Genomic DNA, 22,159 nt, shown 5'->3' with positions numbered 1-22,159 from the left:
AAAATTCACCACCCGCCCCAATCTTAGGATTCCTAGTACCAGAATCATTGCGCCCGCCATCCCGCCCGCCATCCACAAGCCTTGCAGCCCATAGCGTTGTGCGACCAGTATCAGCACAGCGGACATCGCTCCGGTAGGTCCGCTTATCTGGTAGGGTGCGCCGCTCAATGCTCCGATAACAAACCCGCTAATAATTGCTGTGACCAGCCCGGCAGCGGGGGTAGAGCCGCTGGCGACTCCGAAAGCTAAAGCGAGAGGTAGCGCTACAGCCGCAACTGTAAGACCCGCCATAATATCACTCTTAAAATGGGTGGCGTTATAGCCGCTGAACTCAGACTGCCATAATTTAAATATAGCCGGTTTCTTTACAAGTTGCATAAAATGAGAATTTCCCCTTCCTTATATTTACAATTGACGGTAAAGCGGTTTTAACTTGATATAAATCTCTTTATAAAGCGGATAATACCTACGATATACTTCTGAATTGGCGTGGATAGGGGCGGTGCGTGAGCGTATTTGAATGCAGGAATCGCACGCGCTCCCCACGTCTTTCCAGAATCCTGTGCCTACTCCCGCCAGTAACGCAGCGCCATAGGCGGGACCCTCCGTAGCGTTGATGGTAACAACTTCACGCTCAAACATATCGGCTTGAATTTGTCGCCATAGTTGACTCTTACCGCCGCCACCGCTCGCCCGAATTTCCTCAATCGGCAAACCCATGTCTTCTAACAAGCTGAGACAATCCTTGAGGCTATATGAAACCCCTTCCAGTACCGAACGTACAAGATGGCTGCGGCGATGCGCGGCAGTTAGCCCAAACCAAACTCCGCGAGCTTGCGGGTCGAGATGTGGAGTACGTTCTCCCATTAAGTAAGGCAGGAAAATCAAGCCTTCGCTGCCAGCCGGAGCTTCTGCTGCTTGCCTAGTCAGAATTTCATAAATGTCTGTACCCGAAACCAGCGCGGTTTCAATTTCGTGTCTCCCCGCTATTTCATCCCTGAACCAGCGCAAACTGATTCCCGCACCTTGCGTTACACCCATCACATGCCACGACCCCGGCACAGCATGACAAAAGGTATGCACTCTGCCGCCGGGGTCAAGCGCCGGGATAGCGCTATGCGCGAACACTACCCCACTTGAGCCTATAGCGCTGCTCACTAACCCTGCTCGGACTATTCCGTTACCAACTGCGCCCGCCGCTTGGTCTCCGCCGCCACCCACTACGGGCGTACCTGCTCTTAGTCCGGTTTGCGCTGCCGCTTGTGGGCTTACCTGCCCGGAAACCACCGTGGATTCATAAACATCGGGTAGCAAGTCCGAGTCAATTTCCAACTTGTGGCACATTTCTTCCGACCATTTGCGATTTGCCACATCAAATAAAAGCGTACCGCTGGCATCGCTTACCTCGCTGGCAAATTCTCCGGTCAACTTATAGCGAATAAAATCTTTTGGTAACAGAAAATGCGCTGCTCTTAGGAATTGATCGGGGCAATGTTCGCGCAGCCAGATAAGTTTTGGCGCACTGAAGCCTACTATTGCCGGGTTCGCGGTCAATTCGATAAGCTTTTCTGCGCCCACTTCCTCAGTTATATAGTCGCATTGCGCTTGCGCCCGCCCATCGCACCAAATAAGTGAAGGTCCAAGTATTTCGCCTTCCTCATCCAGTAAAACCACACCGTGCATTTGTCCGCTCAAGCCGATAGCGACAATTTCAGGGGCTTTTCCCAGTTTTCCCGCGCCCTCGAAAAGAGCCTTCTTAACCGCCTCGATTGTACCACACCACCAATCCGCCGGGTCTTGTTCCGCCCATAACGGTTGGGGGGTATAAAGAGGGTATTCGCTAGTACCTGCCGCTACTACTTGCCCATTTTCACCATCCACAATGATGGCGCGTGCGCTAGTAGTGCCTAAATCAATTCCCATGAAATAACTCATAAGTGCCTCATTACACTGATGTGAAAATAAAAACCAACACAAAACAGCCGGGTAAAAATCCACAAGACCTTTGCCGGCACAAATTTGTAAAATTTTCAGTTTTTAGCTATCTATTTAATTCCCTACCCCGAAGGGAGGGAGGAAATGGCTAATGATTGAGCAGTTTGGTAGAAGCTGCCTCTTAATTATTTTCAGGCACTTTGACGCTCGCCGAAGGTAAAAACCGCCCGCCCGCACTCAAGTTGGAAGCGGTAGTACCCGGCGGTAATTGCTTGATACTATCCAGCGCATTGGCAGCAGCCGCCGCCACATGCTGGTTCGGGTCTTGCAAAACTACATTGAGTGCTTCAGCAGCCTGCTGGATATTCAACTCGCCCAATGCGTTAGCAGCGGCAGCACGCACCTCTGGCATACGGTCTCGCAAAAGCTGAAGCAAACTCTCCGCATGCTGGTCTTCGCCAAGCATAACTAGAGCGCGTGCCAACGCCATCCGCACTTCTGGGAACTCACTGTTAATCAGCGGAATAATATAGGGTACAGCGCGGCGGTCTCGCCTTTCGCCTAACGCCATAATAATACCCTCTTGCCGCCTGAAAGCCTGCATCTTGTCTTCAAAGGGCTTGAAAGCTGTATTTTCAAGCAGAATCCTGAACGTTTTATCTTGCTGCATCATACCAAGCGCGGTAGTGGCGCTACTACGAACCGAAGCGGGTTCGCTATCGCGTAGAACTTCTATTAGCGCGTTGGCAGCAACAGATGTGTCAAGGAAACCCAAACCAAACGCGCCTGCTTGCCTCATTTGGGTTTGCCAATCGCTAGGCGCATGGATATAACCTTTGCGTAACGCTCTTACTAATATTTCCAGAGCTTTTTCATTTTTGAGGCGACCGAGCGCAATAACCGATTGAATGGTGGCTTTATGCTGGGCTTCACTATTTGGTGAATTTCGCAAACCGTATTCTGCCAGTTTAATCAGCGGTTTTAGAGCCGTAGTGTCGCCGATTAATCCAAGAGTAATCGCGGCGGCTTCTCGCACAGGCAAATAACGATCTTCCAGCAATTTTATAAGGATTGGAACCGCTCTTATATCGCGGTATTCGACCAACGCCTGAGCAGCAGCAGCCCGCACTTCGCCTTCGGAGTCATTTAACGCTTGCAGCAAATAGGGAACGGTAGAAGCTTCTTTAAGTTCGCCTAGTGCGAGAACAGCCCGACTGCGTAGTTCCGGTCCGCCAAATTTGAGTTCGTTTAAAGCCTGATCAAGGGTAATATTAGTCACTTCCTAACCCCGGTCTCGCGCCGTATCCTTGCGGCAGCGCTATTCTTCATTCTTTCCAGCAACATTTTACCGTATCCGGCGGCGAATGTGGAAACAATTATACAATGATATTATTATTAAGTCATTAAAAGTGAGAAGTGGATCAGGGCTTTTGCAAGAAAGAAATTGTCCTATATAAAACGGTTCTCAAAGGGGTTTGTATAAAGGCGCGAGGTGATTTTGTAGGGGGGTGTCATATAAAGCCTAAAAATGCTGTATGATTAGGCTGTATCTATCTAATAGAAACGAAGCCGTTTCGGAGGGTTGCGGTAGATTTGAGTAAATGTGGAGTTACCTTTGCCATTTTGGCATTTTAAGCTGATTTTAATGCCCTCACTACAATAGTCAGCAGTTTACAATATATCTTTGTTAAGATAGCAGGATAGAATGCGCTGAATCTAGGGCGTTTTGACTTCAGCAACGGAAGCCGTTAATGATTCTTGTTCCAGTGATTTGTCCACTTTGCCAAGTTTCAAACCTTCGTGCCAAGTATAATAAGCGCCTAGCAAAACTACAGGTAGGAAGCCCACGATATGTTCGAGAAGGGCGTAAGTAAATACGAGGTCACGGTTAGCGTAAGCAGCATTCATCGAGGCAGGTAACACCGCCATAATCACAACTTCAAAAGTGCCGATATAACCGGGAGCAGCAGGGACAACCATACCCAAATTGCTGGCTATCATAACCATCATACCGACCTCAAACGACATCGGCAAACCAACCGCCCACGCTACCCACAGATAAATCAACGAGTTGAGAGTCCATTGCACCATTGATTGAATAAACAAGACAACCGCAATGCGGGGATTGAGCAATATTGAAACAGCATCCAGCACCTCTTCGGCAAAACTGTACAGCTTATGAGCGATTTTCTGAGGCAGCAGTTTCAGCACAAACTTGATAAACTTCTCAGCGCGATTGCGTTGCCAAGCCATTAACAAACAGACTAGAAACGCCGCCACCATTGCACTACCCAACAGTAATACGCTGGTTTTTAAGCCATCCTCAATCGAAAGGAAAGGAATAAGCCCCAAAATAAGTACAAAGCAAGGGATAATATCCAGAATTTTTTCTAGCAAAATGGCGGAGAATACCCGGACTGTCCCGATTTTTTCAGTGCGGGCAACGGTATAAGCCCGTACTACTTCGCCCAAACGTGCTGGTAAAATGGTATTCCACAGATAACTAATCATCAAAGCGGTAAAAAGACGGTATTTATGTACGTGGTCGGGCTTTAGCAATAATTGGTTGCGCCACACTTTAAAGTAGATAACTATCATGGTAGGGATACTAACTGCCAGAAGCCACCACCAATTGAGCGTGCTAAGCGCATCACCTACTTTGGAAAACTGGATGTCCTTAATCGCCAACCAAAGACAAACGCCACTGATTAATAACCCTATTACAAATTTGAGATACTTCATTAAGCTTAATATTCCTTTTCCGGCGCACTTTCTTGAGGCAACCGTGAGCATGAGTTATACTATAGTGCGCTGAAAATATCATAGCATTACAGGCTTGTCAAGAAAAGGTTATCATTAAAATGCGTTTCGCAATTAACGCGCATCTGGTAGCTGCTAATTCTACCTACCGTCAGGCGGGAGTCAGCCGTTATACCGAACTTTTAATCAACAGCCTCGCCGCACTTGATCGGGAGGATGAATTCATTATCTACACCGCGCCGGGACAACAACCCCCCGGTTTCGCAAATGCTCCCAATTTTCGGCTTGCCATTAGCCATTTGCCAACCGTCAAACCTCCGATACGCATCGGCTGGGAGCAATTTCTCGCCCCGCCCATACTGTTAAAAGACCGTCCGGCGTTGTTGCACTGCCCCGTGAATGTCGTTCCATTGGCTGCGCCCTGCCCTACCGTCCTGACCATTCATGATTTGGGCTTCCTTCGCTTCCCAGAGCGTTATAAAACCGCCAAACGCCTATACCTAACCACTGCCACCAAGCTTTCGGCGAAACGTGCCGCCCATATCATCACCGATGCCGAAGCAATCAGGCAAGAAGTCATAGAATTGCTGAAAGTACCGCCCCACAAGGTGACTGCTATCCCGCTGGCTGCCGACCAACGATTCAAGCCAATAACCGACCCGGCACAACTGGAAGCCTTCCGCCGCGAAAAAGAATTGCCCGCCCGTTTCGTGTTATACGTAGGAACGCTTGAACCACGCAAAAATCTACCCTTGCTGTTGCAGGGCTTTGCTCGTTTGCGCCGCGAACAGCCCGATACAGTAAAAGGGGTGGAACTGGTATTGGGAGGCGGCAAAGGCTGGATGTACGAGGAGATTTTCCGGCTAGTGCGCGAGTTGGGACTTACGGAAATAACCCGCTTTCCGGGCTACATTAGCGATGCTGATTTGCCCTTATGGTATAATAGCGCAGATGTAATGGTGTATCCAAGCCTTTATGAAGGGTTTGGTTTCCCACCATTGGAGGCAATGTCTTGCGGAACGCCCGTAATCACCAGCAATACCAGCAGCCTGCCGGAAGTAGTAGGGGATGCCGGTATTACAATAACACCAACGGATGATAGGGAACTGGCACACGCGCTGGCACGCATTTTCAGTGAACCCGGATTGAGCAACGAGTTGCGTCGCCGGGGATTGGCACAAGCCGCCCGGTTCAATTATCGCGAGACTGCCAGCCGAACGCTAGAAGTTTATCGGCAGATTGCATCGAAATAACAGGAACAGAGATAAATGGATCCCTCAATTATATTCGTTGTAATGATGGTAATCGCAGTAATTATTTTTACGGTGGTAAACAGCCGCAATAAGGGTGGGCGCAATGTCTGTACTCGTTGCGATGGTACCGGCGAAGTTCATGAGAAATGGCCCGACCCTGACGCTCCTAACGGCTGGCACATTCTGGACGGGATTTGCCCCAAGTGTAAGGGCAAGGGCAAGGTTTAGCTACTGCTAAAAGGAGTTACTTTGACGCAATCCTCTCCGTCCACCTCCGGATTCTCCCGCAAAAAAAATTTCGACCCGGCTACGGTGGTAGATTTTATAAGCCATTCCGCCTCCCAAACTCGCTTTACTGGCGTGGCGCTAGGCAAATTGGCACAACCCGGCGATATTATTTTGCTGGCGGGAGAACTAGGCGCGGGTAAAACTACCCTTACCAAAGGTATAGCCGAAGGTCTGGACATCAAGGGTATCGTTAATTCACCTACATTTACGCTGGTGAACGAGTATCAGGGTAGAATTGCGCTTTATCACATGGATTGTTACCGCCTTGAAAGCGGACGTGATGCGCTCGATTTCGGGGTGGAAGAATACTTGTACGGAGAAGGTTTGACGGTTATAGAATGGGCGGAACGCATTGAGGATATTTTGCCAAAAGAAACCCTCACAGTGAGACTTTCTACCCTGAATGAAACCAAACGGGGAATACGCCTTGAGCCGATAGGGGAACGTTATATCGCTTTCGTTGCTAGATTCAAAGAAGAAGCTTTCGGGATATACAAATCATGATTATCGCTTTCGACACTTCAACCGCATATACCGGAGTAGCGCTGTACCGAGAGGATGGGCTATTAGCAGAATGTAACTGGAGGGCGCATCGAGACCAAACCACCCAATTGCTGCCCATGACCCAAAAACTGCTGGATAGCCAAAACCTGAAACCCGATACCATAACCGGGGTAGCGGTAGCATTGGGACCCGGTTCATTCAACGGTTTACGGGTAGGGGTCAGCACTGCAAAGGGCATGGCTTTGGCGTTAGGCTTGCCGCTTTATGGAGTAAGCAGCCTTGATATGCTGGCATACCAGCACAGCTATCTGAACGGCAACCTCTGCACTATCATTGAAGCAGGAAGAGGCAGACTTGGAATCGGGTTTTACAAGGTGAAAAATGGCAAATGGAACAGGCAGGGCGACTACGAGAATGTGACGGCGAGTGAACTGGCAACCAGAATCAACGCCCCTACCTTTATCGCCGGCGAACTAACCGTTGTGCAGTTGCAAGAATTAGAGAGTTTAACCGGAAAAAATGCCCAGATACTACCCGCAGCCGCAAGCCTTCGACGCGCCGGTTATCTGGCGGAAATGAGTTGGCTAAGGCTAAAACAGGGTGATATGGGTGAAGACATCGCCGATTTACAACCAATTTATTTGCATCAACCCGTCAAGCAGTAGAGGAGTATAGGATGCCTTTCTTGATCGAGTCTATGCGAGTTGAAGACATCCCCGAAGTGGTGGAAATCGAACGAATCTGTTTTGCCACGCCTTGGCCCGCCAGCGCGTACCGACGTGAGTTGCAAAATACCAGTTCAACCCGTTACGTGGTAGTGCGCCAACTTCAAAACGAGTCAGAAGCGCCCGCCAACACCGAACCGCCTTTTCTCGACCGCCTGATGTCGCCTCTGGATAATACCCGCCCCGATAAACCACCCGCCCCCACGCCTAACTCGGTGATTGGTTATGCCGGACTTTGGATGATGATGGATGAAGCTCATATAACAACAATCGGGGTTCACCCTTTATATCGAGGCAATCGGTTGGGCGAGCTAATGCTGGTAGGCTTGATTGATATTGCCATGCAGTTGGGGTCAAGTTGGCTGACCCTTGAGGTTAGAGTCAGCAATAACGTGGCGCAAAACCTTTACCGGAAATATTATTTCGATGTTAAGGGAATGCGCCGCAAATATTACACCGATAACGATGAAGATGCCTATGTAATGTGGACTGATAATATTACTACCCCAGAATATCGGCAACGCTACTTCCAACTCAAACGTGAGCTTCTTGATTCGCTGGCAAATCAGGGCGAGGTAATGCCCATTCCAGATGTATTTGCCCCACTAGTGGACTCTCCTTCCCCCGCGTCGTAAAAAAACGAGTCGTAGCCCTAAATCGAAGTGCGTAGCGGCAAAATAGCGGTAAAGCTGCCTGCTACCTTGCGGTCTCCCGTACTATCCACCGCTTGCACTTGCGCCTCAATATAGCCCTTACCTGCTTCTTCATATTTCCTGACCACATGACCGCTACAGGTTATTACATCGCCGGGGCGAGTCATGTTCTGAAAGCGCACCCGGAAGCGATACAAATTCGAGGTATCACCCAGATAATCGCTAATCATCTGACCGACAAAGCCCATAATCAGCATCCCATGTGCGATAGTACCGCCAGTACCAACCGCTTTTCCAACTTCTGGGTCGGTATGGAGCGGGTTAAAATCGCCTGATGCCCCGGCGTAGCGCACCAATTGAACATGAGTCACGGGTGCTTTGGTAAGGGGGGGAAGTTGCTCGCCTAGTTGCACATCTTCAAAATAAAGCCTTGTCATACCCTTCGTCTCCTAACGCGCTACTACCACCTGATGCCCATGTAAAACTTCTTCGCCACGCTGGTTAGTATGCACCACCTCGAAAAGGATTATTTCCAGCTTGCCAGTATTGCCCTGCTTTTCCTCAACGCTTTTCAGGGTAATAGCGCTGGTAATGGTATCTCCGGCGTACACCGGCGCAAGATAGGTATAATCTTCCTCACCATGCAAAAGGCGCGGACTTGGGACACCCAACGCATCGGTGATAGAAAATCCTTCATTATTACCCCAGATATTAACCACCGTAGGAAAGGTGGGTGGTATCGGGATATTGGGATAACCGGCAGCACGAGCGGCAGCTTCACTACGATAAATAGGGTTGGGGTCACCAATTGCGCTCACAAACTCACGAATTTTGCCCTTCTCAATCTCAAAGGTATAGGTAGAGAGAACCTTACCGATTAACTCGCGATTAACCATTCTTCCTCCTTGTTTTCCGAAAGGAATATTTTTGATGGCACGAATGTTAGCAGAAGAGAAGTCAGGCTGCAAACTTGTATGAAATAAAAAAGGACCGGTTGTTGCCGGTCCGTTGGGAAACGTAGTTGGGTATCTGTCTGGTGAATAGTTCGTGTTGTGTAACACACTGTACTATTGGTTCGAACGTTGGAAATTTTTATTTCTTTCGCCCACTAATACTATAGCGTAGTAATATTACGGGAATGTTACGGGAATATTACAGAAATACAATGTTTATTACGAAATCTGGGTGTGTTATACTGATTAAAAAGCGTTACGCACATATTGGAGGAAAACGCCATGTCTGAAAACCTTACCGATGTAATGACCGAAGAGACTCCAAAATTCAATGTTGAGCCGGGAAAACTGGTTGCGATGATAGATCATACGATGCTAAAGCCCCAAGCAACCGAAGCCGACATCAAACGATTATGTGAAGAAGCGCGTTTCTACGCATTCGGCGCTGTATGTGTCAACCCCATCTATGTGAAGTTATGTATAAGGGAATTGGCAGGTTCCAATGTAAAAGTTTGCACAGTGGCGGGTTTCCCATTGGGAGCAAACGTGGAAGCCATCAAAGTTTCCGAAGCGCAAACCGCGATTAATCATGGGGCTAAAGAAGTGGACATGGTTATCAATATTGGGTTGCTCAAGGCAGGTGAATTTGATTTGGTAAAACGTGAAATTTCCAGCGTGGCGCACCATTGCCATACCGGACGTTCCATTTGCAAAGTCATAATCGAAGCCGCGCTATTAGAAGAAGCCGAGAAAATTAAAGCCTGTGAACTAGCAAAAGAAGCGGGCGCAGATTTTGTAAAAACCAGCACCGGTTTTGTACCGGGAGGCGGGGCGCGAGCAGTTGATGTCCGCCTGATGCGTAACGTGGTAGGTCCGAAGATGGGTGTAAAAGCTTCTGGTGGTATCCGCAATCTTGATGATGTGCTGAAACTCATTGCAGCGGGAGCAACTCGCCTTGGCACTAGCAGCAGCGTAAAAATCATGCAGGAATTGTTGCATCCCGGCGAACCTTCGGAAGAATAAAAAATTCGGGCTAACAAAAGGGCGCACCTTGCGATGCGCCTTTAGCATAATCTTCAGATAGCGGTTAGACAACCGCTTTTTTATTTCACTGGAAAGTGAATATAAATCGTGCTATTGGACTCGGTAGTACCGGACTTGCTACCACCCACTACGCTCTTAAGATCGGTCAGTTTACTACCGATAGCAGTTAACTGCTGCTGATTTTTGGCGTTATCGGAGGATGGCACACTTGCCGCTACTGCGAACGCTTGCTGAGCATCCACGAAGAAATAGCCTTTGTTGCTATCCGGCACGCTGGCTTTTACTTTGGTGAACTCAGCATAGCTCGCGCCTTTGGTAAAGCTCGCGCCACCTGTAGCAGAAGTGATAGTCGCCTCAGTCTGGTCAGAGGCGGTGCTGATAAAGACGTAATTACCCACCACGCCCATTTCCAGAGTAGTAGGTTTGCCGTTGTTTTTGGTAGTATCTTTAGGAGTCATAACGCCGGATTTATAGGTTACGCCCCCAAAAGTTTTCTGGTCAAACTTAACGGCTGCATCGGGCGATTTCTCAAGCGCTGCTGACAATTTATCCAGCGAAGCCTGTGCCGAAACCTTATCGGTCACTGCTGTCAAGAAACCAACGCCCACTTTCTGCACATTGGTAGAAGGCGTAGCATACACCGCAAATTCACCCGCAAACAGCGGCGCAATATCTTTTTGGATACTCAAGCCGGAGTTAGTTTCAAATTTGGTAATTGCATCGGTAATCTGTTTAGTTTGGTCGCCGGGCATTTGCGACAGCATACCGTTTATCTGGTCGTACGCGCTCTTTCCATCCTGTCCGCTGGCAAAGAAAAAGGTCTTTTCCGGCAACGCTTCAAGGATTTTGTTGGACACGGCGGATTTACTCAACAAAGCTTTAATCTCAGGGGTGAGCTTGCTTTCGTCATAAGCCTCGTACACATCCACCTTCAAACCTTCATCGGCAGCGGAGAATGCCATACCCATACCCTTCAGGTAATCCTTATTCATTGAAGACATGTTCTGGGACATATTGGGCATTGCCGACATAGCGCTTGCCGCACCGGCGGTATCTACGTATATAAAGCCGAGATTTGCGGCTAGCAATTTAGCTGCAACCGCTTTGTACTGAGCATTTGCGGAAAGGCTAGTTCCGGCGCTCTGGTCTATCGCATTTTTAGCAGCGGTAGCGCCAAGCGTCAGGAAAAGCTTATCATTACCGACCGCCACCGAAAGTTGGAGTACAAACAGGTTCAGATTGTAAATGGTGTAATCCTTATAAGTTTCGGTAGTCGGCTTGATATTAAAGCCAGAAGTATTACCGCCAAGCGCAGAGCCAAGCAATTTGTTTACAAAGGCATCCGCTTTAGCCTTATCTTTTATCTGCACTGCCACCATCAACGGAATATCAAACGAAGCCATATTCAAATTGGGGGTAGCAGTCGGGCTGTTACCGGGCTTTCCAGTCATACTACCAAAACTGCCGGCTAGTTTCCCAAGCTTCTGCATATCGGTAACGCCAATCGCTGCCTCGCTGCCAAGCCAAGGGCGTACATCTTTGGCAAAATCAATTTGCCCTGTAGTGGTGATGGATGTCAGATTTAAACTCTTGAGCGAATCCTGAATCTCAGGAATTGCCGAAATATAATCCAGCATCTTCTTTGCGCTTAGGGATTGTGCGCTATTCTGATCGGTGTTCAGACTGACAAAAAGCGAGGTAGCACCGGGGAAGTTGGCAGCCAACGCGCTAGTATAGCCAAGATTGGAATTTTGAGCCGGACTGGTTTGGTTATTATCGCCGCAAGCTGCCAGCAGCAGACCGAGGCTTAGTAACGCCACCAGAAACAAGCTAAAGCGAGATGCTTTCCGGTAAGACATATCTTATTTCTCCCATTTCATTACAATTCATTTCAATGCTCACAATCATGATATACGTTCGTGCAAGGCAAATCGTTTCTTTTTTCTTTTTATTTTGCAAAACATTAATTTTTGGTTAGCGAAAGAGCCAATGTACAATTGTAAGAGTGGTATAGTCAGGTTACAATGGAAAAACCGCTTAGATTATAGGAATGTTAAGTGATGATTCCCGATACAATTGTAAAGGTTTTTGCCTTTATTCTGTTCACTATCCTGATAGTGGTTTTTATTGCTATCTTTTTGATGCTCCTCATTCTACCTTTTGTAGGTACTGCGTGGCTAACATTCGGAGTGATACAACTCATCAAGGCTAAACCCTCACGCACACGAACTACTCTATTGATACTAGGGTTGCCAATTTTGAGCGGCACTTTAGCCGGAATACTCTGGGTATTCTTTAACTTTACCCGCATTATTATAACTGGACGTTAAATGCTTCCTGTTCTAAGCCGCCAATTTGATGGCTGCGGCGCGAAATAAAAGCGAAAGGTATTGCCTGTGAAATAGTTTTATGTTAAACTGACATTGCAATTATTACTTATGTTGAGTTACATTTTCCCGTATTAAGCTCACAGGTACGAACCCTGATGAAATCTGGATATAATAATCCTCGCCGGGGTCCCCAAAAAAATAAACCCAAAAATAAATATATGCTGGCGTTTTTCTCACTGGTTGCGCTGGTGGTTATTTTGGTACTCTGGAATTTCTCCTCTGCACCAACCCTACGCCCTTATCCGGTAGAAGCCGCTTACTTGCCTGAGCCAACCTACGGACCGGTGCGCTATGAAATTGCGCCTGTCACTCCGCAAGCTCGCACCCAGAACCCTGTACAAGCACAAGCTGATCCTAACCAGAATCCGATTATCAAGCCCACGCAAAACTCGCAACAAAACTACTTACCCCCGTTGCCGACCTATGGTGCGCCACCCACTATTGCGGCGGGAGTACCGATTAACCCTATACCTACTGTACCGGGTAGCAGCAATACCAGCGATTCTACCGCTTACCCTGTAATTTTTGACAAGCCAGTCTATAACCAACCAGTTGCGCCGATTAGCGTCAAAAACGGGCAACTGGTAGATGGCATCGGGGCGCGATTCTTTCTAGCAGGAGTCAACTACGAAGGGGCTACCGACCGCGCATGGGTGATGTGGAATAATGACCGCTTCGACCCCGCGCTTATCCAGAAAGACCTTGCGGCAGCAACAGCGGGCGGCTACAATACCGTGCGTATCTTTGTACAAACCCAATTGCGGGACGATATTCTCAAGGGTGATTTCTCCAAGCTGGATAAAGTGCTTGAATTGGCACGCTCTAATAACCTCTTTATTTTGCTAACCTTCGCCGACTATGACGAGATGGACTTGCGTAAACTGTCGAAAGTAAACGCGCTGGTAGCCGAACGCTACGTGAACCAACCTTATATGCTCGGCTACGACCTGAAAAATGAGCCGAATTTTGTGCATATCGCCGGGGCAATTTATCCCGACAGCGTGCAACCGCCCTTCCAGACCGACTTGCTAATCAAGACTTACGGCGAACGTATGAACCAAGCTGCCGCCGATGCCTATCGCCGCACCAGCGCGGGTTGGCACACCGTTGGGAGTGTACTCGATTCGCGGCTAGGTTACTATGTGGTTAACGCTTCCGTTTTATATGAAGAATATCTGAGTGATGCTTCCGATTGGGCATTAAAGAATGGCGCAACCACACTTGATTATATGAGTTCACCTGAAGCACAAGGCAAATGGAAAGTATTTATAGATGCCGCAAACGGCACGCTGCAAGCTTGGTATGATTCGCTGCTCAACCCCATTCGCCAATTCGATAAAAACAAGCCAGTAACTACTGGATTTAATAACGCTTTCTGGGCGCGGCTTCCCGCCGGAGACAGTATGAGCTTTGTCTCAATTCACCGCTATGCCCCTTCCGGTACGGATGGCTTGAAAACCACCTTTGCGGTTATGGATGCACTCAAACGAGCGTTTCCGGGTCGCCCGGTCTGCCTAGAAGAATTTGGCTATAGTAACTCGGATTATTCTGGACGTTCGACCTCCAGTTTGACCACCGCCGCCCATGAAACCGCACTGTGGCTTTATCTATACGGCAAAGGCTTTGCCGGAGGCTACAAATGGATGCTGCGGAATTTCAGTATTGGCGCAAATGTCTATGAAAATAACTTCGGGCTGTACGACGATAGTAATAATCCCAAACCGACCTTCTTTGCCGCACGCGCCATTTTGCGTATGACCGATGCGAACCGTGCGCCCAGTGGGGATTTTAACACTCTCGAAGATAGCAGCGGCGGCAATATTAATTACTTCTGGACTTCCGGTAATAGCTTCTTTGGAAATAGTGCCAGCTTTAAAAATAGCCGAGTGCAACTTGACCAGAAAGAACGCGCACCTTGGGCGATTTGGTGGCCCAGCAACGGATTGGGGCAAGTACATGTAATTGCCAGTTCCCCTGCCCGTGTTACGCTAGATTTACGCGCCTTCTTCCCTAGCTGGAATCCAAAACTCGCCCCGGTCTTGCAAGTAGAAGATGGGCAAGCCCCTTCAGTAGATCGCACCGCTGCCGGTTTGCTCTCCTTCAACGCCAGCGCCGGAACAGTATATACCATCAGTCTGCCGGTGCCACCCGCTACTTTTGCACGTACCGAATCGCTAGGAGGCTCGAACAGCCTCTATTTCAAAGAAACAGGACATAACCTCTCCAACGCCTTCAAGCGTTTCTGGGAGCAACGCAACGGCTCAACCTTGCTAGGCATGCCTATCAGTGAAGAATTTCAGGAAGGTGGTCTCACAGTACAATATTTTGAACGCGCACGTCTTGAGTATCACCCCGAATACAGCGGCACCAGCGCCGAAGTACAGTTAGGCTTACTGGGCAGGTTAGTTTCGGCGGGCAGACGCGAATCAGACGCGCCCTTCAAAACTAGTGCAGCTTTCCCCAATTCAGCCGATCGCATCTACTTTAAAGAAACCGGGCATAGCCTGTCCACTGGCTTCAAGGTTTTCTGGGAAAAATACGGCGGGCTAACTCAGTTTGGCTACCCCATCAGCGAGGAATTTACCGAAATCAACCCGGTTGACGGTAAAACTTACAATGTCCAGTATTTTGAACGAGGTAGGCTAGAATACCACCCCGAAGCTAAAGGCACACCCTTTGAAATACAGGTGGGCTTGTTGGGTATGCAAGTTCTCAAGGCGCGAGGCTGGATTCAGTAGTCTTTTACCTTTCCAAAACAATCACCTCAATACCCCTTCCTAGCCTTTTATAATAACCTAACGAGAGTGTTCTCCTAGCTTATTAGGCTGTTTAATTTTTAGAAGTAAAAGCCCATTTATAATAGAGTTGAGCGATGAAAATTTCGCAGGACTCTCCAAACAATAATATTTATTATTTGCAAAGGCACAAAAAAAGAGAAGCTGGATATGAGTCCGGCTTCTCTTACAACCAAGTCTGGCAGCCCGCGTTACTTCTTGAAACCTTGCTCTAATTCAATATCCAACGCGCTGGCGATGCGGTTAAACATATTAGAGGCTGCCACCGAAAAGACCAATTCTACAATCTCCTCATCGCCGAAATAGCCCCGCAACTTTTCAAAGGTAGCGGCGGAAAGCGTAGGCGTGCGGGTCAATTCTTCACTCATTTCAACGATTAGTTGTTCACGCTCATCGAAAGCCAAATCTCCAGAAATATCCCCCTCTCGCACAAAAGCTGCCGCTTGTGCAGATGTTAAACCCGCTTTCATAGCAGCGGCAGTGTGACGCACCACGCAATATTCGCACCCGTTAACGCGGCTGGCGGCGAGATAGGCGATTTGCTTATCCTTTGCCGGCACTTTGCTAGTCGCACCTATAAAAGCGGCAACATCAAAAGCCGAAGCGAGCATACCATTGCTATAGCCAAGCGCCATAAACATATTAGGGACAGAACCGCCACGCGCTTTTTCAATTACCTCATAAGTGCCGGTGAGTTCACCGCTTGTTTCACTTTTTTGGACTAATTTTATTCGGCTCATTTATTTCCCTTTCCGGCATATAATCAAATGTCTTGCGCTATTGTTACCACCCTCAACAGATTAGTCTGTCCCGTCACACCCACCGGAATACCGCCAGTTACCACTATCTTGTCACCGGGTTTGACCAATGCGCGTTCCACCAACGTTTTCTGCAAGCGATTGACCACTTCGGAGGTGATGGAATAATGCTCAGTCCTGATAGCTTCCGAACCCCACACCAACGCCAAGCGACGGTAGGTGCGCTCTTCGGCGGTAGCTACCAACAAAGGCACAGGGGGACGGCAACGTGCAATCATACGGGCAGTAGAACCGCTTGCAGTAGTTGCCAATATCAGGCTAACACCCAACTCGCGCGAAATATCCACTACCGATTGGCTGATAGCATCGGTAACACTGGTGGCATAGCCGTAATGGGTATGAACATGGAACGGGCTAAACAACCAATCACGCTCGATAGTTTCAGCGATACGGCTCATCACCCGCACCGCTTCGATTGGGTAAAGCCCGTTGGCAGTTTCACCGGAAAGCATGGTAGCATCAGAACCGTCAATAATTGCGTTAGCCACATCCGAAGCTTCAGCACGAGTAGGACGCGGATTACGGGTCATTGAGTCAAGCATCTGGGTGGCAGTAATTACGGTTTTGCCCACATTGTTGCACTTGCGAATAATTTGCTTTTGCAGCACCGGTATCTGCTCGGTTGGCAATTCCACCCCTAAATCACCACGCGCTACCATAATACCGTCTGACGCTTCCAAAATCGCATCGAAGTTAGCAATTGCCTCATGCTTTTCGATTTTTGCGATAATCAGCGGCAATTGTAACGAGTCATCCGTCCCGGCGTATTCCTGCATCAAGTGGCGTAACTGGATAACATCTTCGGGCTGACGCACAAAGCTCAGCGCCACATAATCCACGCCCTGCTCAATCCCGAAACGCAGGTCATTCTTATCTTTGTCAGTTATCGTCGGTACACCCAGCGTAACGCCCGGCACATTGATACCCTTGTGGCTACCCAGCAAACCACCCTCAATCACCACACAATGCACCTCATCCGAAGTTGTGTGGATGACCTGTAGATGGAAAAGCCCATCTTCAATCAAAAGCGAATCGCCCGGTTTCACATCCAACGGTATCCCCGCGTAATCAACCCCGATTAAATCGGGAGAGGTTGCCACATAATCAGGGCGAGTAGTAAGAACTATTTCCTTTCCTTGCTCCAGTTGGATTTTCTCTACCACTTTGCCGGTACGGATGCGAGGTCCTTGCAAATCCTGCAAAATAGCCACATTGCGCCCGGTTTCGTTTGATAAGCGACGTACCAGCGCGATAGTTTCCGCCGCCTTGGCATGTTCAGCATGTGAAAAATTCAGCCTTACCACATCCAAACCCTCTTCAATAAGGCGGCGCAGCACCGATTCGTCCCATGAGGCAGGTCCAATGGTTCCCACGATTTTTGTTCGTCGTGTCATATTGCTCCTTAGATTTATCTTTCTCTCGGTAATCACTATGGCACAATTATACACCAAACCCAGAGAGTCAAAATGAGGTAAGTTTGAGGCAAGCTGATTGCGGAGGTGAAACTCTAGAGAGAACCGTACAGTCTAGTTCTCGTCATTGATTGATTGGCTAAACAAATGTTTGCCTTGTATTTGCTAAACTGCTAAAATGAGGCTAATTATTTGAAGAAAACCCTCTTAAGAACGCTGAAAAACCAATGGAGCAATTACAGGAAAACCAAGAAGTTCCTTTAAAGGACGAAATTGGAGTGGCTGAACGCCCATCCGTTACAAGCTCCAATAGTTTCGGGCTTACTGACAAAATCCCCATTTTCAACTATCTGGTAATAGCGGAGCGAGTCGGATGGTATCGCACCATTATGCGCGTTTTCCTAGCGCGACATCGAGATTTATATAAGTACCAGTTAACCACACTGGAAGTATGGGAAGCAGTACGGCAGGAGTACGACCCCACCTACTCAATGGAGAAGTGCCAGAACGACCTAAAAATGCTGGAAGAATGGGGTAATCTGATTACCACGTATGATGCCAGCCGCCACACCTCAATTCAAAGTTTCCGCTCTCCCGCCTTGTTATATCAGGCTACGCCTCTGGCGATTGCTCTGGAGACTTTTCTGGAGCAACAACGCCGTTCCACCAGTACGCTAGGTTCTCTACGACAAGGCGACCTGACCCGGCTGTGGGAAATCGTGGAGCGACTGGACGGCTGGTTGAAAGAGGGTAATACCCGCCCAGCAGAACTGGCGGAAGAATGGCGACGCGCCTTTGAGTTATTCAGCGCTATGGCTATGGAAGCAGCCCAATACCTATCGAACCTAACGGTCGTAGCGCGTCGCCCCCGCGCCAGCCTCGAAGCCTACCAAAGCTATAAGCGGGCGGTGGTAGAATATGTAACCAATTTCGGGCAGGCATTGGCTTACTACAGCGTTTCTTTTCGAGAACGACTAAGTGAATGGTATAACAGCGGACGTGCCACCACTTTGATTGAAGTGATTGCTGCCAATCTCGAACCGCCCACCCTTGAACTAGAACACCGCCATACCCCAGAGCAACTAGCGCGAGAAGCAGGAAATCAGGTGGCTGCGCTGGCTGGGTGGTTTGCTATTGGCTCAAACGCCGATTCTTTCCGGCGTGCTGCTGCTGAAGTAGAAAAGGTGGTGCGACGTGCCGAGCAATTGGCGGCGGCTTCTCGCCCTAACGCGAACTATGCTACAGATTTGGACAGATTGGCGCGTCTGATGTTAGGCGCAACCAACCCGGAAGAGGCGCGTCAGTTGGAGCTGGTAGCATTCGCCCACGGGCTTCCGGCGCATATCAGCGAGAGTCTGGCGGGACCAACCGGAAGCAGTGGTATGCACTCTGCATGGGAAGAACAGCCAAGCGTTACCCCTACTTTACGCGCTATCGGGCGGGCGCGACTAGACAAAACGGTGGAACTGGCTATAAGCGACAACCGCGAAGCTCAATTGGCGTTAATCCAGCGGCGGTTGCGAGAGCGGGCAGAGGAATTGGCGCAATTTAAAATCCTGTTTCAGGAGGGCGCGTTGGAAATCGGGGAAGTGTGGCTGAATAGTCCGACAGAACGAGCGGCATTGCTGGCGGTAGTGCGGGGCTGTTTGCGGGATAGCCGTTTCCAGTATCGCGCCCCCGATGGCTCACTGATAGCGTTGCTCAATCCGCGTGAGACTCGCTATGGTCTGTTACGCGCCCCCGATGGCGGATTGCTGATGCCGCGTTATCGGCTGGTGCGGAAAGAGGAATAGCCGATGAGCCTTGAGAACGGGACAGCTAATCGCAAAGAGACAGCAGCTAAAACCCGCGCTTCCCGCTTGCGTCAGAATGCCCAATCTGAAGCCCTTACCCTGGCGCATGTAACTTTGATGGAGCATGAAGTTATTACCAGAGGGCAGCAGCCTGATTTGTTCCGGTTGGTCAACAATCAGTACGCCGCTCTGCAAAACTGGCATGACCAACACACCGGTTGGCGTATCCGACGCAGTTCCACAGTAATTCGGTTGGTGCGAGTGCCTGCCGCTCTCACCCCCGGCTACCAGTTTAAAATATTGGATGACTCCCGCGATTTCGCCTGTTTTTGCTGGACGCTATGGTATGCTGAAACGCGCCAAGTAGCAGGACGCGGCAATGAGCAACAATTCCTGATGTCGCAACTGGCTGAACGTATCGAGGAACAATCCCGCACCGGAGAGTTAGCGCCCCACGCCGCCCCGCTCGATTTCAAGCGACTCGCCGACAGATACAGCCTTTCGCGAGTGCTTCGGGCTTTGCAGGAATTGGGGGGCTTGCAATTGTGGGATGGCGGCGCGGAGGATTGGGTGAATCAGACGGGCGACTCGGATGCGCTGTGGGAATTTACTGATGTAACACGCTCTCTATTGCTGTCGTTGGAACCGAGTCGGGTGCAACTGGTGTGGGAAATGTTGGACGGCGACCCGCTTACCCTGAAACCAGCCTTGCTGGCTGATGCTCAGAAGCTTGCCCCATTGCAACGAGCATGGCGCACCTTGCTACTGGGTCCCGCTTTGTATAAATATGATGATTCGGCTGCTTTTGCCGCGCTGTTGGCACAAGTGGAGTCGCTACGTCACGAACTAGCAGAAACTTTCGGGTGGCAATTGGACTTGCGCCGGGAATATGCCGCAGCGCTAAGGGCAAGCGGTACAGCACTAGGTCCCATCACTTTGCTAAACTTGCAGGAGGCGGCAGAAGCGGCGGGGCATTTGGATAAAGCCGCGCAAAAACTGGCGTTAGCAGCCGCGCAAAGGGCAGCCCTCGCTTTTGCCAGAGCGCGTAATATTGAAATTGCGGCGCAAGGGCGTGTCACCAGTTTGCGCCGGGAACTGGCTTCCGCTCAGGCTGAACGTGAAACGGCGCAAGCCCGCTATGACGCGCTAACAGCCGAAGAAGGGCAGGTACTAGGTCAAATCAGCGCCCTCGAATCCAGCGAGGGTTTGCAAGTAGCGGAACGGTTGGCGGCAGCGCGAGAAACGGCACAGCAAGCCGCTAATCGTTTGGCGCAACAGACTGAACAACTAGAAGGAGCGCGTCAATCGGTGAGGGCGGCGCAAGTTCGGCAGGAACGTGTGGCAGGAAACTGGCGCAAATTGCAGGTGGAAAGTTTGGCATCGCTGGGTAAACTGCGGCAAGAAGCGGCGGAAAAAGCAGAGTGGCTTCTGGCAACGGCACAATTGGAAGAAGCTATGACCCAACTAACCGCCCTATCGCTGGAAGCAGAACAACCTCCGCGCTTGCTCAATGGGCTGGAAGGTTTAGCCGGATTGACTACCACCGAACGAGTGGAACGCTTGTTGCAATTGGAAGAACTGCACCGACAGCGTGAGGCGCGTGCCTCTGATGAGCGCATCGCCCGTGAACGCGAAGAAGAAAAGTTGGGCGAATACGACTTGGCTCGGCAACGCCGCGAATCTGCTCAGGAGGCGGTGACTCTGGCGCGTGAGGAATTGGCGACACACCTACGCCAATTATATAAAACCGGGAAATGGGTTTCCGAATTGCCTGAATACCGTTTCGCCCAATTGGTTTCAGCATCCCTACGCGATAATTTGGCGGATTACCGGGAACTGGCGCGTCAGTTTGCCCGTGAGTTGGAAAATAGCGGGGCGCACTTACGGCAGCAACAGGCGAAGTTACTAGAGCAACGTGGGGCGCAGCAACGGCATAAAAGCGAATTGGAAGAACTGTACAGGCTACGATTGGCTGAACCTGACAAATTGCCGATACGCACTGTCGCTCGCCAACAAGCACGCGCTCGTCTTCAGGCTGCCGGAATTACTGCTCTGCCTTTATATGCGCTGGTGGATTCCAAATCGGAAATGGAAGGCGCAAGAACAGGGCAAATCGAGCGCATGTTACAAGAAGCGGGGCTGTTGGACGCGCTGGTGTTGCTTCCCGAACAACAAGTTGCCGCCTCTGCTATCTTACAAAGTGAACAACTGGCAGCGCAACTTCACGCCGAGAGCTTATCGCGCAGCATTCGAGCCACCGCCGAACTAAATGAACTGGAACTGGCTGCTCAAACCGCCGATGTGCAGGAACTGATAGAGCGGTTGGCGCGTCTCCGGCAGCGTCGCCTAGAATTGCCCGAAGCCCGGATGGATACCCGCAATAGAGCCGATGAGCGGACGCTTAATCTCAGCCAGAATCTGGAAGAGGCTTTGCAAAAATTGTCGGAAGACCAAGAGCGCAGGGCTGCCAGCCAGAGCGCATTTGCTTTTCGCTTGGCAGCCCTTTACGACAGCGCGGCTTCCCCCGGTTGCCCTCGTTTGTTGGCACTGGACGAAGCTTTTGATAAAGCCAGCGTGGCAAATAACCAACGTATTATGGAGTTTTTGGTATTGCAAGGATTCCAGTGGATTATGACCGGTCCGCAGGTCAGCGGCACTGGGTCGGGCGTTCCAGTTTCCGCCGAATACCAGATGATGCATGAAAAAGGCTCATTGGTAGCAACTGCCGTACCTTTCTTCTGGATTGCAGGAAAAGAGTTGCAGGATAAGGGAAAATTGGGGGGAGAGGCTGATTCTTCAGCAGAGATTTAGATTAAAACCACAACACAGCTAACCG

19 protein-coding genes are annotated in these 22,159 nt (G+C 49.7%); 10 read left to right on the top strand and 9 right to left on the bottom strand.

The annotated features are described in order from the left end of the window. The 4 genes from WCK19_RS10275 to WCK19_RS10260 form a co-directional block, all read right to left on the bottom strand. Positions 1-378 (bottom strand): SulP family inorganic anion transporter (locus WCK19_RS10275; RefSeq protein ID WP_342397284.1); only part of this gene is annotated, 378 nt, incomplete at its 3' end. A 27-nt stretch (positions 379-405) separates the two neighbouring features. Continuing rightward, the gene (xylB, locus tag WCK19_RS10270; protein ID WP_342397283.1) at positions 406-1,935 is read right to left on the bottom strand and encodes a xylulokinase; all 1,530 of its coding nucleotides are present in this window, start codon (positions 1,933-1,935) and stop codon (positions 406-408) included. Between the two features lie 181 nt (positions 1,936-2,116). Further along, positions 2,117-3,214 carry a HEAT repeat domain-containing protein gene (locus tag WCK19_RS10265; protein WP_342397282.1) on the bottom strand — a complete coding sequence of 366 codons (1,098 nt, stop codon included), beginning with the start codon at positions 3,212-3,214 and terminating at the stop codon, positions 2,117-2,119. Positions 3,215-3,651: 437 nt separating this feature from the next. After that, the gene (locus WCK19_RS10260; protein ID WP_342397281.1) at positions 3,652-4,677 is read right to left on the bottom strand and encodes a lysylphosphatidylglycerol synthase transmembrane domain-containing protein; all 1,026 of its coding nucleotides are present in this window, start codon (positions 4,675-4,677) and stop codon (positions 3,652-3,654) included. 119 nt (positions 4,678-4,796) lie between these two features. On the opposite strand from WCK19_RS10260, the gene WCK19_RS10255 reads away from it, so the two are divergent. From WCK19_RS10255 to rimI, 5 genes are read left to right on the top strand one after another with little or no spacing between them, the layout of a single operon-like run. Continuing rightward, positions 4,797-5,948, top strand: a complete 1,152-nt coding sequence (locus tag WCK19_RS10255; protein ID WP_342397280.1) for a glycosyltransferase family 1 protein — start codon at positions 4,797-4,799, stop codon at positions 5,946-5,948. A gap of 15 nt (positions 5,949-5,963) precedes the next feature. Next, complete coding sequence (locus tag WCK19_RS10250; RefSeq protein ID WP_342397279.1) at positions 5,964-6,176, top strand: hypothetical protein; 213 nt, start codon at positions 5,964-5,966, stop codon at positions 6,174-6,176. Between the two features lie 21 nt (positions 6,177-6,197). After that, positions 6,198-6,740, top strand: a complete 543-nt coding sequence (gene tsaE / locus WCK19_RS10245) for a tRNA (adenosine(37)-N6)-threonylcarbamoyltransferase complex ATPase subunit type 1 TsaE (RefSeq protein WP_342397278.1) — start codon at positions 6,198-6,200, stop codon at positions 6,738-6,740. Next, positions 6,737-7,405, top strand: coding sequence for a tRNA (adenosine(37)-N6)-threonylcarbamoyltransferase complex dimerization subunit type 1 TsaB (tsaB, locus tag WCK19_RS10240; RefSeq protein WP_342397277.1), 669 nt, complete (start codon positions 6,737-6,739; stop codon positions 7,403-7,405). The genes tsaE and tsaB overlap by 4 nt, the downstream gene beginning before the upstream one ends. 11 nt (positions 7,406-7,416) lie before the next feature. After that, a complete protein-coding gene (gene rimI / locus WCK19_RS10235) occupies positions 7,417-8,100 on the top strand; it encodes a ribosomal protein S18-alanine N-acetyltransferase (protein WP_342397276.1) in 684 nt (227 codons plus the stop codon). A 17-nt stretch (positions 8,101-8,117) separates the two neighbouring features. On the opposite strand, the gene WCK19_RS10230 is transcribed toward rimI, so the two are convergent. After that, the gene (locus WCK19_RS10230; RefSeq protein WP_342397275.1) at positions 8,118-8,555 is read right to left on the bottom strand and encodes a MaoC/PaaZ C-terminal domain-containing protein; all 438 of its coding nucleotides are present in this window, start codon (positions 8,553-8,555) and stop codon (positions 8,118-8,120) included. Positions 8,556-8,567: 12 nt separating this feature from the next. Next, on the bottom strand, positions 8,568-9,014 hold the full coding sequence (locus WCK19_RS10225; RefSeq protein WP_342397274.1) for a MaoC family dehydratase N-terminal domain-containing protein: 447 nt from the start codon (positions 9,012-9,014) through the stop codon (positions 8,568-8,570). Positions 9,015-9,353: 339 nt separating this feature from the next. Here WCK19_RS10225 and deoC point away from each other — a divergent pair, with 339 nt between their 5' ends. After that, positions 9,354-10,094, top strand: a complete 741-nt coding sequence (gene deoC, locus WCK19_RS10220; RefSeq protein WP_342397273.1) for a deoxyribose-phosphate aldolase — start codon at positions 9,354-9,356, stop codon at positions 10,092-10,094. Positions 10,095-10,174: 80 nt separating this feature from the next. Here the strand turns inward: deoC and WCK19_RS10215 are convergent, their stop codons facing one another. Continuing rightward, complete coding sequence (locus tag WCK19_RS10215; protein ID WP_342397272.1) at positions 10,175-11,974, bottom strand: DUF3352 domain-containing protein; 1,800 nt, start codon at positions 11,972-11,974, stop codon at positions 10,175-10,177. A 201-nt stretch (positions 11,975-12,175) separates the two neighbouring features. On the opposite strand from WCK19_RS10215, the gene WCK19_RS10210 reads away from it, so the two are divergent. Next, positions 12,176-12,445 (top strand): hypothetical protein, encoded by a 270-nt coding sequence (locus WCK19_RS10210; protein ID WP_342397271.1) that lies wholly within the window; start codon positions 12,176-12,178, stop codon positions 12,443-12,445. A 155-nt stretch (positions 12,446-12,600) separates the two neighbouring features. Then, positions 12,601-15,243 (top strand): cellulase family glycosylhydrolase, encoded by a 2,643-nt coding sequence (locus WCK19_RS10205; RefSeq protein ID WP_342397270.1) that lies wholly within the window; start codon positions 12,601-12,603, stop codon positions 15,241-15,243. Between the two features lie 248 nt (positions 15,244-15,491). Here the strand turns inward: WCK19_RS10205 and WCK19_RS10200 are convergent, their stop codons facing one another. Beyond that, a complete protein-coding gene (locus WCK19_RS10200; RefSeq protein ID WP_342397269.1) occupies positions 15,492-16,040 on the bottom strand; it encodes a carboxymuconolactone decarboxylase family protein in 549 nt (182 codons plus the stop codon). Between the two features lie 23 nt (positions 16,041-16,063). Next, positions 16,064-17,512 (bottom strand): pyruvate kinase, encoded by a 1,449-nt coding sequence (gene pyk, locus WCK19_RS10195; RefSeq protein ID WP_342397268.1) that lies wholly within the window; start codon positions 17,510-17,512, stop codon positions 16,064-16,066. 245 nt (positions 17,513-17,757) lie between these two features. On the opposite strand from pyk, the gene WCK19_RS10190 reads away from it, so the two are divergent. Next, a complete protein-coding gene (locus tag WCK19_RS10190) occupies positions 17,758-19,323 on the top strand; it encodes a DUF2397 domain-containing protein (RefSeq protein ID WP_342397267.1) in 1,566 nt (521 codons plus the stop codon). 3 nt (positions 19,324-19,326) lie between these two features. Continuing rightward, complete coding sequence (locus tag WCK19_RS10185; protein ID WP_342397266.1) at positions 19,327-22,134, top strand: DUF2398 family protein; 2,808 nt, start codon at positions 19,327-19,329, stop codon at positions 22,132-22,134. Positions 22,135-22,159 lie beyond the last annotated feature (25 nt).

It is taken from the genome of Candidatus Chlorohelix sp., from assembly GCF_037138995.1.
Classification (GTDB): Bacteria; Chloroflexota; Chloroflexia; order Chloroheliales; family Chloroheliaceae; genus Chlorohelix.
The sequence above is the reverse complement of the archived record's forward strand: the minus strand, read 5'-3'. Positions and strand labels throughout refer to the sequence as shown.